This is a genomic window from Bacillus cereus group sp. BfR-BA-01350, from assembly GCF_022663775.1.
GTDB classification, from domain to species: domain Bacteria; phylum Bacillota; class Bacilli; order Bacillales; family Bacillaceae_G; genus Bacillus_A; species Bacillus_A paranthracis.
In genome coordinates this window covers 99095-113810 of record NZ_JAKUGD010000009.1, presented here as the reverse complement: position 1 = coordinate 113810, position 14716 = coordinate 99095, and the positions used below count along the sequence as shown (strand labels likewise).

The window sequence follows — 14716 nt, the reverse complement described above, 5'->3', positions numbered from 1 at the left end:
AGGGGGTACTATGAAACAAAATATCTTTTTTGGATGCATTTTTTTATTAGGACTAGGTATATTTTTGTATCCAACTGTAAGCGATTGGTTTGCAACAAGAACACATTATTCTCAAGTTAGTTCTTATGATAAAGCTGTAAAGTCCCTTCAAAAGAAAGAGCTCGAACGTCGAGAAAAAGAGGCAGATGAGCATAATAAGCAAGTTCAACACTCTGGACAAACATTTTCAGATCCATTTGCTGAACAACAAAAAGCTGATCAAAATTCTTATGCAGATGCTTTAAACCTAGGCGATACAATGGGTTATATTGAAATACCTCAGATTAATGTGAAACTTCCAATCTATCAAGGGACTTCAGAGGCAGTTTTGAGTCGCGGTGTAGGTCATTTAGATAAATCTTCATTACCAGTAGGAGGAACAAACACACACACTGTTTTAACGGGGCATAGGGGTTTACCTTCTGCATTATTATTTACTGATTTGGATAAAATGAAGGAATCGGATGTTTTTTATATTCATTCATTAGATAAGGTCCTTGCTTATAAAGTAGATCAAATTAAAGTTGTGTTGCCGCATGAAGTAGATGATCTATTAATTGTGGAAAATAAGGATTACGCTACTTTAATTACATGTACTCCTTATGGTGTGAATACACATCGTTTGTTAATTAGAGGGCATCGAATTCCTTATGAAGAAAAAGAAAAAGAAATGATTTCAAAACCATCTACGTCCAAAGATTGGATGGTAGCCATTCCAATCTTTATTTTAGTTGTACTTTTACTTTCTATTTATATGAGAAGAAGAAAGAGGAGAAAAGACGCAGCAGGGAAAATAAGCTGAAATAAATAGGTAATAAAAGGGATTGTTTGGAGAAGGAAGTTGAAATGTTCCCCCTTATAAGGGTATTAAAAAATAATGTAATCTTAAGAAGGTGATCTCTGTATGAAAATAGGGATTACCTTTTTTAAATTCCTTCATATTTGGAATCATTTCATATGGTAAGTAGGAATTTTACATTAACGGATATTGATACTACTACATCAAAATTTAGTGAAATAAAGAAGATAAGTGGAAGATGCACATTAATCATGGTCTTATTTTATATTAAAGAAAGTAAGCTAATCAGATCTGACAATAATAAAACTTCTGCAATAACAATGAAATAGGGGATGATTTTGTAAAGGAATGTAGATATTTAATAGTAGTGTAAAAAATTCTCGTTGCAAACTCTCCATATTTTGTTATGATAGTGTTACGAAAACGTTTGCATAAAAAATTCCGATGGGATGCAAAAGGAGAGAATGACTATGAATAAGACATGGTGGAAAGAAGCGGTTGCTTATCAAATTTATCCACGTAGCTTTATGGATTCAAATGGCGATGGTATTGGAGATTTACAAGGTATTATTGCGAAACTGGATTATTTAAAAGATTTAGGAATAGATGTAATTTGGATTTGTCCAATGTATAAGTCACCTAATGATGATAATGGTTATGACATTAGTGATTATCAAGATATTATGGATGAGTTTGGTACGATGGAAGACTTTGATGCTTTACTAGATGAGGTTCATAAACGTGATATGAAGCTTATTATTGATTTAGTTATTAATCATACAAGTGATGAACATCCATGGTTTATTGAGTCTCGTTCATCTAAAGACAATCCGAAGCGTGATTGGTATATTTGGCATGATGGTAAAGATGGTGCGGAACCAAACAACTGGGAAAGTATTTTTAATGGTTCGGCATGGGAATATGATGAAGTAACAGGACAATATTATTTACACTTATTCTCGCGTAAACAACCAGATTTAAACTGGGAGAATAAAGAAGTTCGAGAAGTGTTATACGACACAGTTAATTGGTGGCTTGATAAAGGAATTGATGGTTTCCGTGTGGATGCGATCAGCCATATAAAAAAAGAAGATGGCTTTAAAGATATGCCAAATCCAAAAGAACTAAAGTATGTACCATCTTTTGATAAACATATGAATGTGGATGGTATTCAACCTTTATTAGAAGAGTTAAAAGAAAATACATTTTCTAAGTACGATATTATGACTGTTGGTGAAGCGAATGGCGTTAAGATTGAAGATGCTGAGCTTTGGGTTGGAGAAGAGCAAGGTAAGTTCAATATGGTATTCCAATTCGAACATTTAAGCTTATGGGATGCTGAAAAGAAGAAAGACCTTGATGTTGTAGGACTGAAAAAGGTATTAACCAAATGGCAAAAAGGGTTAGAAAATAAAGGGTGGAATGCTTTATATATTGAGAATCACGATAAGCCGCGTATCGTTTCAACTTGGGGAGATGATAAACAATATTGGCGTGAAAGTGCGACAGCTTTAGGAGCAATGTATTTCTTTATGCACGGTACACCGTTTATTTATCAAGGGCAAGAAATTGGGATGACAAATGTCCAATTACCAAATGTTGAAGATTACGATGATGTTGCAACTAAAAATTTATATCGTGAGAAAATTGCAGAGGGCGTATCCCATCAAGATATGATGGAAATTATATGGGCTTCTTGCCGCGATAATTCACGTACACCTATGCAGTGGAACGATGAGATGAATGCTGGCTTCACAACAGGTGCACCTTGGTTTAGTATGAATCAAAACTACAAAGAGATTAATGTTGAAAAGCAGAAAAATGAAGAAAACTCTATTTTCAATTTCTATAAGAAAATGATTGCCTTGAAAAAAGAGCACGATGTACTGAATTATGGTACGTACGATTTACTTTTAGAAGATGATCCGCAAATTTATGCATATACTCGTACATTAAACGATGAAAAAATCATTGTAATTAGTAATATCTCAAAAGAGGAAGCTGTATATAATGAGGATTCATTTGCACTAGAACGCAAACGTTTGCTTTTAAATAACTATGAAGTTGCGGAACATGAACAAGTAACTACAATCACGTTAAAGCCTTATGAAACAAGGGTTTATCGCATTTCATAATAAAAAAGGATGCTCTAAGAGCATCTTTTTTTATGAAAAATAATAAATTTCTATTGCAAAGTGAAAACGCTTTTATTAAAATAGATTTATGAAAACGGTTGCGTAAAGGGATAAAAACGAAATGAGGAATCGTTTTCATAAAGGAAACAGAAATTATAATTTAAATCATTATGTTGTTATAAATAAAGGGGAGGAAGAACAGATGAAAATTACGTCTTTTGATTTTTGGCAAAAGTTCGGGAAAGCATTATTAGTTGTTGTAGCTGTAATGCCAGCAGCTGGTTTAATGATTTCTATCGGTAAGTTAATTGGAATGTCTGCTGGGGATATTAACGCAGTTCATACAATCGCTCGCGTAATGGAAGACATCGGTTGGGCAATTATTACTAATCTACACATCTTATTCGCAGTAGCAATCGGGGGATCTTGGGCGAAAGATCGTGCAGGTGGTGCATTTGCAGCGCTATTAGCATTCGTCTTAACGAACAGAATTACAGGAGCTATATTTGGTGTAAACGCTGAAATGTTAGCGGATTCAAAAGCGAAAGTTTCTTCAGTATTAGCAGGAGATTTAATTGTAAAAGATTACTTTACTTCTGTACTTGGTGCACCAGCATTAAACATGGGAGTTTTCGTAGGGATTATCACAGGTTTCTTAGGAGCTACTTTATATAACAAATATTATAACTATAACAAACTGCCACAAGCATTAGCATTCTTTAATGGAAAACGATTCGTACCATTCGTTGTAATTGTTTGGTCTACAGTAACTGCAATTGTATTATCACTTTTATGGCCATTCATCCAAAGTGGATTAAATGAATTTGGTCGCTGGATTGCAGCTTCAAAAGATAGTGCACCAATTGTTGCACCATTTGTATATGGAACGTTAGAGCGTTTACTATTACCATTCGGTTTACATCATATGTTAACAATTCCGATGAACTATACAGAGCTAGGTGGAACATATACGATGTTAACTGGCTCAAAAGTTGGACAAGTTGTAGCAGGACAAGATCCTTTATGGCTTGCATGGATTACAGATTTAAATAACTTATTAGCAAATGGAGATACAAAAGCATATAACGATTTATTAAATAACGTTGTACCAGCTCGTTTCAAAGCTGGACAAGTTATCGGTTCAACAGCAGCATTAATGGGGATTGCTTTCGCGATGTTCCGTAATGTTGATAAAGAAAAACGTTCAAAATATAAACCAATGTTCTTATCAGCAGCATTAGCAGTATTTTTAACAGGTGTAACAGAACCAATTGAATTCATGTTCATGTTTATTGCTCCAGTATTATATGTTGTATATGCAATTACAACAGGACTTGCATTCGCATTAGCAGATTTAATTAACTTACGTGTTCACGCATTCGGATTTATTGAGTTAATTACTCGTACACCGATGATGGTTAATGCAGGACTAACTAGAGATTTAATCAATTTCGTTATCGTTTCATTAGTATTCTTCGGTCTGAACTTTACGTTATTCAATTTCTTAATTAAAAAGTTCAACTTACCAACACCAGGACGTGCAGGTAACTATATTGATAACGAAGATGAGACATCAGAAGGAACAGGAAATGTACAAGATGGTTCATTAGCAACAAAAGTTATTGATCTATTAGGTGGAAAAGAAAATATTGCTGACGTAGATGCTTGTATGACACGTTTACGTGTAACAGTAAAAGATTTAGATGTTGTTGCACCAGAAGCGCAGTGGAAACAAAATGGTGCTTTAGGACTTATCGTAAAAGATAAAGGTGTACAAGCGGTATATGGCCCGAAAGCTGACGTATTAAAGTCAGACATTCAAGATATGTTAGGTGCGTAATAATATGAAATTGCTAACTTTAAACTGTCACTCTTGGCAAGAAGAAAATCAAATAGAAAAGATAAAATATCTTGCTAAAGTCATTCAAGAAGAAGAGTACGATGTTATCGCATTGCAAGAAGTAAGTCAGTCGATAGGGGCTAAAAATGTATGCGGTAACAAGAAAGAAGATAATTTTGGGCTTTTACTATTAGAAGAGTTAAATGCGTTACATGTAAAAGATTACAATATTACTTGGGATTTCTCTCATATTGGTTATGATGTGTATGAAGAAGGATTAGCGATTATAACGAAGCATAATGTTGTAAAAGAAGATACGTTCTTTATTTCAGAAAATAAGGATACAACGTATTGGAAAACACGCAAAATTGTAAGTGCAACAATTGCTTATAATGGGAAGAACATCACGTTTTACTCTTGCCACCTCGGTTGGTGGAATGATGAAGAAGAATCATTTAAAGGTCAAGTGAATCGTTTAATGGAGCATGTAGATAGCAATGAACTTTCCTTCTTAATGGGTGATTTTAATAATAATGCCCGTTTGCAAGGTGAGGGCTATGAATATATGATGCAAAAGGGTTTGTACGACACATATGAACTAGCAATAGAGAAGGATGAAGGAACAACTGTCCAAGGTGAAATTGCTGGTTGGGATGAAAATAAACATAATTTACGAATCGATCTAATATTGTGTAACCGAAGTGAGAAAGTTCGTTCTTCAAAGGTTATTTTTAATGGTACAAACCGAAATATAATTTCAGATCATTTCGGTGTAGAAGTACAAGTAGATATATAATAGAAGAAAACCTCACAGATGATAAAAAGCTGTGAGGTTTTTTTAGAAATACAAGTATTTCCAAGAGAAAATACTTGTATTTTTTATGACATTTCCTATATATTTGTTATTATTGAATGTAAAACCGATTTGGTCATTTTGTATTCATACTTTGACTTACTTCGTTATATAATGTAGTAAGTTAAAGTTAATGGTAAAAAATAGTTCGTTTTTGGTTAATCCACGATGTAGAAAGTGATATAATTGCAAAATGTATGTATCATTTTCTAAAGAAGGAAAAATATATAATTAGGTGATAACTTCTATGAAACAAATTTGGCGTATTTATAAGACGGATTTACGGAATGTAGCTAAACATTGGGCTGCAATTGTTATTGTTGTAGGGTTAATGATTTTACCATCGTTATATGCATGGTTTAACATTAAAGCTTCTTGGGATCCATATGGAAATACAAAAGAAGTTCCCATTGCAGTTTCTAACCAAGATGCAGGCTCTAATTTAAGAGGGAAAGATATCAATATCGGGGACGAGATTGTAGATTCTCTTAAGAAAAACAAAAAGCTTGGCTGGAAATTTGTAGATGAAAAACAGGCAATTTACGGAGTGGAACGCGGGGATTACTATGCAAGTATTACGATCCCAAAAGACTTCTCTGAAAAGATTGCAACTGTTCTGGATGAAAATCCACAGAAACCAGAACTTGATTACTATGTAAATGAAAAGGTAAATGCGATTGCACCGAAGATTACAGCAAAAGGTGCATCAGGTATTACAGAAGAAATTAGTAAAAACTTTGTTAAAACAGCGAACGGTGAGATTTTTAAAATCTTCAATGACCTTGGAATCGATTTAGAAACAAACTTACCAAGTATTGAGAAAGTAAAAGATCTTGTATTTAAGTTAGAAGCGCAGTTCCCAGAAATGAATACATTGATGGATAAGGCTTTAGATGATGCGACTCGAGCAGAGGATGTTGTGAAAGTAGCGCAGAAAGAGTTGCCGGTTGTAGAGAGTGTTATTAATGATGGTCAGGATACACTTAAGAGCTTAGATGCATTCTTTGCGAGAAACGATGAAACATTGAATCGTGCTCCAGGAACTATTAAGAATAATTTAATTGTAACGAAGCAGGGATTGGATGCTGCAGCGAAAATTACGGATTACTTAAAAAATCCTTCATTTGATTTTAATCTGACACTTCCAGATCCAGCTAAATTACCAGTGTTACCTAATATAACTATTCCGCAAATACCACAAATACCAGAAATACCAGAAATTCCAGCATTACCGCAAGTGAATGGTGAGGGGTATAAAAATATTGCTAAAAATATTAATCAAACTGTAAATAATGTTTTTAGTTCGATACGTGTCGGAACAACTTACGCACAAGGTGTTATAAACGGGTTGCAAAATGGTAATTTTGATCCAGAGAAAGCGAAACAAGATCTTAATAATGTTTCTGAGACGCTACAAGGTAGAGCAGATAGTGTTTCATATGTAATTGATATCTTTACTAAATTTAAAGAGTCGGCATCAACTGATTTTGGAAAAGAATTCTTCCAAAAGAGAATAGAGAAATTAACAAACCTTAAAACAGCAATTGTAAATGCAAATGGTGGCGTTAAAGATATTGCCAATATTATTGGTACAGGGCAAGAAGTGAAACAAGATGTAAGAGATGCTACTAATAAAAAGCTAGATGCAATAAATAACTTGGTAAATCAAGCAGAAGCAGATTATAATGCTACGTTTGTAGCAGATTTCGAAAAAGCAGTAAGCACAGCTGAGCAATTGAAAAACCAAGCTGAGCAATTGAAAGACAAAGCTGAAAATGTAAAAGAAGATGCTCAGCAACTTAGAGGTAATTTAAATCAAGATATAAAAAAAGCGAATGAGTTAGTAAATCAAACCAATGAGGCATTAGACAATGGTAGAGAAAAGTACGATAAGGCTGTAAGTGATTACAGCAGAGTAAAAACAGAACTTGGAAAAGCAAGAGAAGACTTAAGCAACGCAGGTGTTAATGGATTAGACTCTACAAAAGTAGCCTTAAATGATTTAAATGGACAGTTCAAAGCAGCATGGAATTTAGTTAATGATATGATTCCAGTTCTGGAAAATACAAATAAAGTTTTAGCAGATGTAAATAGTGATAAGAACACGAATAACACGATTTCTAAATTGAATAAAGTAAAAGATGGTCTTCAAAAAGGAATCGATTTAACTGATAAAGGAATTGACTCTATTAATAAAGGGCAAAAACCAGCGGCAGATGTTATTGAGAGCATTAATGAAGTATCTAAAAATGTTTCGGGCCAAATTGGTGACATTTTAGCTAAATATGACTCAGAAATCACTCCAAATTTCAATGCAGCTATTGCTCGTACGAAAGAGATGTCTAAAAACACATCTCAAATTTTAAAAGAAGCAGACAAAAAGCTTCCAGATGTTAAAAAATTACTAGAAGATTCATCAAAAGGCTTAGTAGACGGTAGAAAGAAATTAGCAGATATTAAAGCTGAAATGCCAGCTACTGAGAAAAAGATTAAAGAATTAGCAGATAAAATTCGTGATTTTGAATCTGAAGAGGATTTAAAAGACATCATCCGTTTGTTGAAAAACGATGTTGAGAAGCAAAGTGATTACTTTGCAAATCCAGTAAATTTAAAAGAGAATAAATTATTTGCAATGCCGAACTATGGTTCAGCAATGTCACCATTCTATACAGTGCTTGCATTATGGGTAGGCGCATTATTAATGGTTTCGTTATTAACAGTAGAAGTACATGAAGAGGGCGCGAATTATAAGAGCCATGAAATTTACTTCGGACGTTTATTAACATTCTTAACGATAGGTCTTTCACAGGCGTTTATCGTATCGATGGGAGATATATTCTTACTCGGTACGTACGTAGTCGATAAGTTCTGGTTTGTATTATTTAGTTTATTTATAGGTGGAGTATTTGTTTGTATCGTGTACTCACTCGTTTCTATTTTCGGAAACGTTGGGAAATCGATGGCGATTATTTTACTTGTACTACAAGTAGCAGGATCGGGCGGAACATTCCCAATTCAAATGACACCGGCATTCTTCCAAGCGATTTATCCGTTCTTACCGTTCACATACGCAATTAGTGCAATTCGTGAAACAGTAGGCGGAATGCTATGGGATATTGTAACGCGAGATTTACTTGTGTTAAGTGCTTTCGTAGTAGTTATGATTGTTGCTGCGTTATTACTGAAAACACCAATTAACAAATCAAGTGAAAAATTTGTTGAGAATGCAAAAGGAAGTAAAATCATTCACTAACATAAAAGGTTCCTACCGATAGAGGTAGGAACCTTTTTGTTTAATCGAATTTTAATTTCTTTAATGCTTCTGCAAATGGGTTATTTAATGGTTCTTCTTCTTTTTTCTGTTGTTTCATATATTTTTGAACGTCACGTTTATCAGCTTTGTTTCCAGATTCTTTTTTACGTCTTTCTTGGAATGTGGATAATTTTTCGCGATAGCCACATTTACATGCAAAGATTTGCCCTGCACCTTCACCACGTAATTCTAACTTCTTCTTACACTGAGGGCAACGAGCGTTTGTTGTACGAGATACATTTTTACGATGACCACATTCACGGTCTTGGCAAACGAGCATTTTTCCTTTTTTGCCATTTACCTCTAGCATTGGTTTCCCGCAATCTGGACAAGACTTCGTTGAAATGTTGTCATGTTTATATTTTTTATCACTCGATTTAATTTCAGAAACAATTTCTTTCGTATAGTTCTTCATTTCGGAAATGAATACTTCTTTTTTCAGTTTACCCTTTGCAATTGCCTCTAGCTTTTGTTCCCACTCACCAGTTAGTGTAGGTGATTTTAACTCTTCTGGTACTAAATCAAGTAACTGACGGCCTTTTGAAGTAATGTGAATATCTTTACCGCGTTTTTCAATTAAGAATGAATTGAATAGCTTGTCGATAATATCAGCACGCGTTGCTACAGTACCTAATCCACCAGTTGATTTTAACGTATCAGCAAGTTGTTTATTTTGCGTATCCATATATTTTGTAGGATTTTCCATTGCTGAAAGTAAAGTCGCTTCGTTGAAACGTGCAGGTGCTTTCGTTTGACCTGATGTTTGCATAATTAACTTTACAGTTAATGTATCGCCTTTTTCAATGCGAGGTAAAAGTTGCTCTTTTACGTCATCAGTTACATCATCATCTTCAAAGCGATTTTCATATACTTCTTTCCAACCGGCATGTAAAATTGTCTTTCCGCGTGCAATGAATGTTTCATTGCCGACCTTTGTGCGTAACGTTAGTTGTTCGTATTCGAATGCTGGGAATAAAACAGCTAAGAAACGTTTTACAACTAAATCATAAATTTTACGTTCTTTATCTGTGAAGGCTGAGAAGTTAACGTATCCTTCTGTCGGAATAATTGCGTGGTGATCGCTTACTTTACTATCATCAACAAATGATTTATTAGCCTTGATAGGCTTTTGTAATACTTTATGTGCTAAAGGACGATATTCCCCAACGCCGCACGCCTTTAGACGTTCTGGAAGTGTTCCAACTATATCAGATGAAATGTAACGCGAATCTGTACGAGGGTATGTTAGTACTTTATGCTGCTCATACAATTTCTGCATAATATTCAATGTTTCTTTCGCAGAGTAACCGAACTTTTTATTGGCATCACGTTGCAATTCAGTTAAATCGTAAAGACCAGGAGAGAATGACTTCTTCTGTTTTTTATCAATTTCTAAAACAGTAGCATTATGTTTATCTAAACCTTTTACAATACCATCAATTTTTTCTTTATTAAAACTGCGGCTATTGCCATTTGCATCTTGCCACGTTAGTTTTAATTGATTTGTTGTTTGAGCTTCAATGCCGTAGTAAGTTTGAGCTTTGAAGTTCTTTATTTCATCTTCACGATTAGCGATCATAGCAACAGTAGGTGTTTGCACACGGCCACAGTTAAGCTGGGCATTAAAGCGAGTCGTTAAAGCTCGAGTCGCGTTAAGACCGATATACCAGTCAGCTTCTGAACGTGCGACAGCTGAAGCGTATAAATTGTCATATGCTTTACCTGGTTTTAAATTTGCGAAACCATCTTTAATTGCTTTATCAGTAACAGATGAAATCCATAGACGTTTGATTGGTTTGTTAATTCGAACCTTATCAATAATCCAACGAGCAACCAATTCTCCTTCACGTCCAGCGTCTGTTGCTACAATGATTTCATTTACATCTTTTCTAAGAAGCTGACTTTTTACAGCATTAAATTGTTTTCCTGTTTGTTTAATAACAGTTAATTTCAAACGCTCAGGTAGCATCGGTAAATCTTCTAAATTCCACTTTTTATATTTCACATCATAGCTTTCTGGATCAGCTAATGTAACAAGATGACCTAAAGCCCAAGTTACAATATATTTACTACCTTCAAGATAGCCATTTCCTTTTTTATCACACTTCAGTACACGCGCAATATCTCGTGCAACGGAAGGTTTTTCAGCGATTACAACGCTTTTTGCCATATTAAAAACATCCTTTCAAATTTCCATACGTTAACTATAGCATACATCTTCTTGAGATTCAGTTTCGCTCCATATTTGAACGGTTTTTAGTGGAATGAACAAAGTCCCCACTGATTAAAGTTTCATTTTATTATGATTATTGTTATATAGGTTGCTTCCATATTAAATAGAAAAGTAAAGAACTTGTTATTTTAGTAGAATAAGAGTAGACTTTGAAGTAGATGAATAATAAGCACATGGGAGTTTGTGGATGCAAACTGAGAGTATGACTATTCCGTCATTGACCATTTGAACCTGTTGGATAATGCCAGCGTAGGGAGAGTGTAAAAGCACATGTTCAGGCACTTTGCGTACGCGCAAAGTGCCTTTTTGTGTATCTCCCATCACTATAGTTAGGAGATGAGAAGGATGAATACGAAAGAAATTAGCAAAGTAGTGGATTTGGTGAGAGAATCTAATCCGCTCGTTCATAATATTACAAATGTTGTTGTAACAAATTTTACAGCTAACGGTTTATTAGCATTAGGGGCATCCCCTGTAATGGCGTATGCAAAAGAAGAAGTAGCAGAAATGGCTAGCATTGCTGGAGCGTTAGTATTAAATATGGGGACACTTCGTCCTGACGAGGTAGAAGCGATGTTACTTGCTGGTAAGTCGGCTAATAGGAATGATGTACCGGTACTGTTTGATCCGGTTGGCGCAGGGGCAACTTCGTATCGAACAGAAGTTGCGAGACATATTCCGGCTGAAATCGAATTAGCAATTATTCGCGGAAATGCAGCTGAAATAGCGAACGTTATTAATGAAAAATGGGAAATTAAAGGGGTAGACGCTGGTGCTGGAAATGGTAATGTCGTAAGTATTGCAAAGCAGGCAGCAGATGAACTAAATACAGTTGCGGTGATTACTGGAAAAGAAGATGTTGTTACAGATGGAGAGCGAACTATTGTTATTCGAAATGGTCACTCTATTTTAACGAAAATTACGGGAACTGGTTGTTTACTAACTTCTGTAATAGGAGCATTTGTAGCGGTAGAAAAGGATTATGTAAAGGCTGCAGTAGCGTCATTAACGTTTTATGGTGTAGCCGCGGAACTAGCAGCTGCTAAGACAGTAGAAAAAGGACCTGGTAGTTTCCAAATTGAATTTTTAAATCAGTTAGCCAATACGACTTCGGGTGATATAGAAAAGTATGGGAAGATTGAGGTTATATAGTAAGGAGGGAAAATAAATGTCACGTATTTCAAAGGCAGAAATGTCTAAGTTATTATCAGTATATTTTATTATGGGAAGTAACAATTGTACGAAGGATCCACTGCAAGTATTGAGAGAGGCACTTGAAGGTGGTATAACAATTTTTCAATTTCGTGAAAAGGGAGAAGGGGCTTTAACGGGAGAAGAACGTATTTGTTTCGCAAAAGAATTACAAGCAATTTGTAAGGAATACGGTGTACCATTCATCGTAAATGATGATGTGGAACTAGCCCTCGAGTTAGATGCAGATGGCGTGCATGTTGGACAAGATGATGAAGGAATTACTTCTGTTCGTGAAAAAATGGGGGATAAAATTGTTGGTGTATCTACCCATACAATTGAAGAAGCACGCTGGGCAATTAAAAACGGAGCTGATTATTTAGGAGTTGGCCCAATTTTTCCGACGAGTACGAAAAAGGATACGAAAGCGGTGCAAGGAACGAAAGGTTTAGCTCATTTTAGAGAACAAGGAATTACAATACCGATTGTTGGGATTGGTGGCATTTCAATTGAAAATACAGCTTCGGTTATAGAAGCAGGTGCGGATGGTGTTTCCGTTATCTCTGCGATTAGTTTAGCGGAATCTGCCTATGAAAGTACGAAGAAATTAGTAGAGGAAGTAAGTAGGAGTTTGTAGGAAAAGGGAACTTCACAAAAATAGTAAAGAACAGAATGGACAGATAAAAATATTTAAACAAACGTTTGATTAAAAAAGCACAAACCCTTTAAATTTGTAGGTTTGTGCTTTTTCTTTAAAACATAATTGAAATTAAGAGCATTCCAATTCCGATAGAAGTGAATGTTGCGATTAGGCCTGGAATCATAAAGCTATGATTTAAAACATATTTACCAATGCCAGTTGTGCCAGTACGATCAAAGTTAATGGCAGCAACGATTGTTCCGTAGTTTGGAATGAAGAAATATCCATTTACTGCAGGGAACATCGCGATCAGTAGTGCTGGTGGAATACCGAGTGATAATCCAAGAGGCATTAAAGCACGTACTGTTGCGGCTTGGCTATATAGTAAAATAGATAGAATGAATAATGCGATGGCAAATAGCCATGGCGCACTTGTTACTAGATGCTGAATTGATCCCTGAATCATATTTAAGTTTCCGTTAAAGAAAGTATCTCCCATCCAAGCGATACCGAAAATAGCAACAACTGCTGTTGCCCCCGCTTTAAAGACGTTACCAGACACGATGCTTTCTACATTTGGTTTACAGAAAATAATAATAAGAGCTGCGATCGTTAACATAACCATTTCAATTGTGTTTGGCATGGAAAGACGGGCTAACTTTCCATCAACTATCCATCCTGGACGAAGTGCTTCAAATGAACCGAGAAGTACGACAAGGAAAGTTCCTACTAAGAAAAGGATAACTGATAATTTAGCGCCTTTTACACCAACAAATTCTTTTTTCTCTTCAATCTTAGGAATCATTCCTTCTTTTAATCGTTTTAAGTATTCAGGGTCTTCATTTAATTCTTTCCCCATTTTGCTAGCAACAAATGCAGCTATCATACAAGCGATGAAAGTAGAAGGGATACTTACTTTTAAAATATCTAATAAGGTGATTTTGTAGTCAGCTAACATTGCTAAAAGTGCAACTGTTGCAGCTGATATAGGACTAGCTGTAATTGCTTGTTGGGAAGCAATTACGGCAATTGACATTGGTCGTTCTGGTCTAATTCCAGATTCGCGAGAGACTTCTGCGATAACAGGAAGTACAGAATAAGCAACGTGACCAGTTCCTGCACAAAGTGTAAATAAATAAGTAACAATTGGAGCAAAGAATGTAATGCGTTTTGGATTTTTTCGTAATGCTTTCTCAGCCAAATGAACAAGGTAGTCCATTCCTCCAGCGGCTTGGAGTGCACCAGCAGCTGTAATTACTGCTAAAATCATAAGCATGACATCAATAGGAGGAGCTGTAGGTTGTAAGTGGAAGACGAAAACAAGTATTGCCATACCAACGCCACCCATTACCCCTAGACCAACTCCGCCTAGGCGTGCGCCAATAAAAATGCAGAGTAGTAACGTAAGAAATTGTAGCCAAAACATGATAAACTACCTCCGAAATTCATTAGTTAAGATATATTCGAATAATTTAATTTAAATGAAAATTAAAATAAATACTCAAAACAATCCTTGTGTTATATATATTTTTTATTATATAACACAAGAAATGTAACATTCACGTACTTTGTTAAATTATTTTGAAAAAATAATACATCCAAATTTTACATTTGTATCTCTAAATAGGTGGACATTTTAATTTTTATGTTGTAATCTTTGATAGAGAATAATG

General features: G+C 35.1%; 9 protein-coding genes and 1 riboswitch. Of the genes, 7 read left to right on the top strand and 2 right to left on the bottom strand.

All coding sequences use genetic code 11. The annotated features are described in order from the left end of the window. Window positions 1-10: 10 nt before the first annotated feature. The 5 genes from MR147_RS19255 to MR147_RS19235 all read left to right on the top strand — a co-directional run bounded on the left by MR147_RS19255 (window position 11) and on the right by MR147_RS19235 (window position 8919). Window positions 11-841, top strand: a complete 831-nt coding sequence (locus MR147_RS19255; protein WP_074608139.1) for a class C sortase — start codon at window positions 11-13, stop codon at window positions 839-841. Between the two features lie 467 nt (window positions 842-1308). After that, the gene (locus tag MR147_RS19250; RefSeq protein WP_074608141.1) at window positions 1309-2973 is read left to right on the top strand and encodes a glycoside hydrolase family 13 protein; all 1665 of its coding nucleotides are present in this window, start codon (window positions 1309-1311) and stop codon (window positions 2971-2973) included. A 202-nt stretch (window positions 2974-3175) separates the two neighbouring features. Next, complete coding sequence (locus MR147_RS19245; RefSeq protein WP_074608143.1) at window positions 3176-4813, top strand: PTS transporter subunit IIBC; 1638 nt, start codon at window positions 3176-3178, stop codon at window positions 4811-4813. Between the two features lie 4 nt (window positions 4814-4817). Beyond that, entirely contained in the window at window positions 4818-5609 is a 792-nt protein-coding gene (locus MR147_RS19240) for an endonuclease/exonuclease/phosphatase family protein (protein WP_029437300.1), read from the top strand. A 304-nt stretch (window positions 5610-5913) separates the two neighbouring features. Then, entirely contained in the window at window positions 5914-8919 is a 3006-nt protein-coding gene (locus MR147_RS19235; RefSeq protein ID WP_242304645.1) for a YhgE/Pip domain-containing protein, read from the top strand. Between the two features lie 40 nt (window positions 8920-8959). On the opposite strand, the gene topB is transcribed toward MR147_RS19235, so the two are convergent. Further along, window positions 8960-11149, bottom strand: coding sequence for a DNA topoisomerase III (gene topB, locus MR147_RS19230; RefSeq protein ID WP_001140209.1), 2190 nt, complete (start codon window positions 11147-11149; stop codon window positions 8960-8962). Between the two features lie 226 nt (window positions 11150-11375). Beyond that, a riboswitch (TPP riboswitch) is annotated at window positions 11376-11485 on the top strand. A gap of 72 nt (window positions 11486-11557) precedes the next feature. On the opposite strand from topB, the gene thiM reads away from it, so the two are divergent. Both thiM and thiE read left to right on the top strand, forming a co-directional pair. After that, window positions 11558-12364 (top strand): hydroxyethylthiazole kinase, encoded by an 807-nt coding sequence (thiM, locus tag MR147_RS19225; protein ID WP_088015183.1) that lies wholly within the window; start codon window positions 11558-11560, stop codon window positions 12362-12364. A gap of 16 nt (window positions 12365-12380) precedes the next feature. After that, window positions 12381-13040, top strand: coding sequence for a thiamine phosphate synthase (thiE, locus tag MR147_RS19220; protein WP_242304644.1), 660 nt, complete (start codon window positions 12381-12383; stop codon window positions 13038-13040). Between the two features lie 115 nt (window positions 13041-13155). Here thiE and MR147_RS19215 read toward each other — a convergent pair whose 3' ends face one another. Further along, a complete protein-coding gene (locus MR147_RS19215) occupies window positions 13156-14469 on the bottom strand; it encodes an anaerobic C4-dicarboxylate transporter family protein (RefSeq protein ID WP_000498695.1) in 1314 nt (437 codons plus the stop codon). Window positions 14470-14716: the final 247 nt, after the last annotated feature.

Coding starts and splice junctions, on each gene's coding strand:
- MR147_RS19255 (WP_074608139.1), top strand. CDS start 11: ATGAAACAAAATATCTTTTTTGGATGCATTTTTTTATTAGGACTAGGT.
- MR147_RS19250 (WP_074608141.1), top strand. CDS start 1,309: ATGAATAAGACATGGTGGAAAGAAGCGGTTGCTTATCAAATTTATCCA.
- MR147_RS19245 (WP_074608143.1), top strand. CDS start 3,176: ATGAAAATTACGTCTTTTGATTTTTGGCAAAAGTTCGGGAAAGCATTA.
- MR147_RS19240 (WP_029437300.1), top strand. CDS start 4,818: ATGAAATTGCTAACTTTAAACTGTCACTCTTGGCAAGAAGAAAATCAA.
- MR147_RS19235 (WP_242304645.1), top strand. CDS start 5,914: ATGAAACAAATTTGGCGTATTTATAAGACGGATTTACGGAATGTAGCT.
- topB (WP_001140209.1), bottom strand. CDS start 11,149: ATGGCAAAAAGCGTTGTAATCGCTGAAAAACCTTCCGTTGCACGAGAT.
- thiM (WP_088015183.1), top strand. CDS start 11,558: ATGAATACGAAAGAAATTAGCAAAGTAGTGGATTTGGTGAGAGAATCT.
- thiE (WP_242304644.1), top strand. CDS start 12,381: ATGTCACGTATTTCAAAGGCAGAAATGTCTAAGTTATTATCAGTATAT.
- MR147_RS19215 (WP_000498695.1), bottom strand. CDS start 14,469: ATGTTTTGGCTACAATTTCTTACGTTACTACTCTGCATTTTTATTGGC.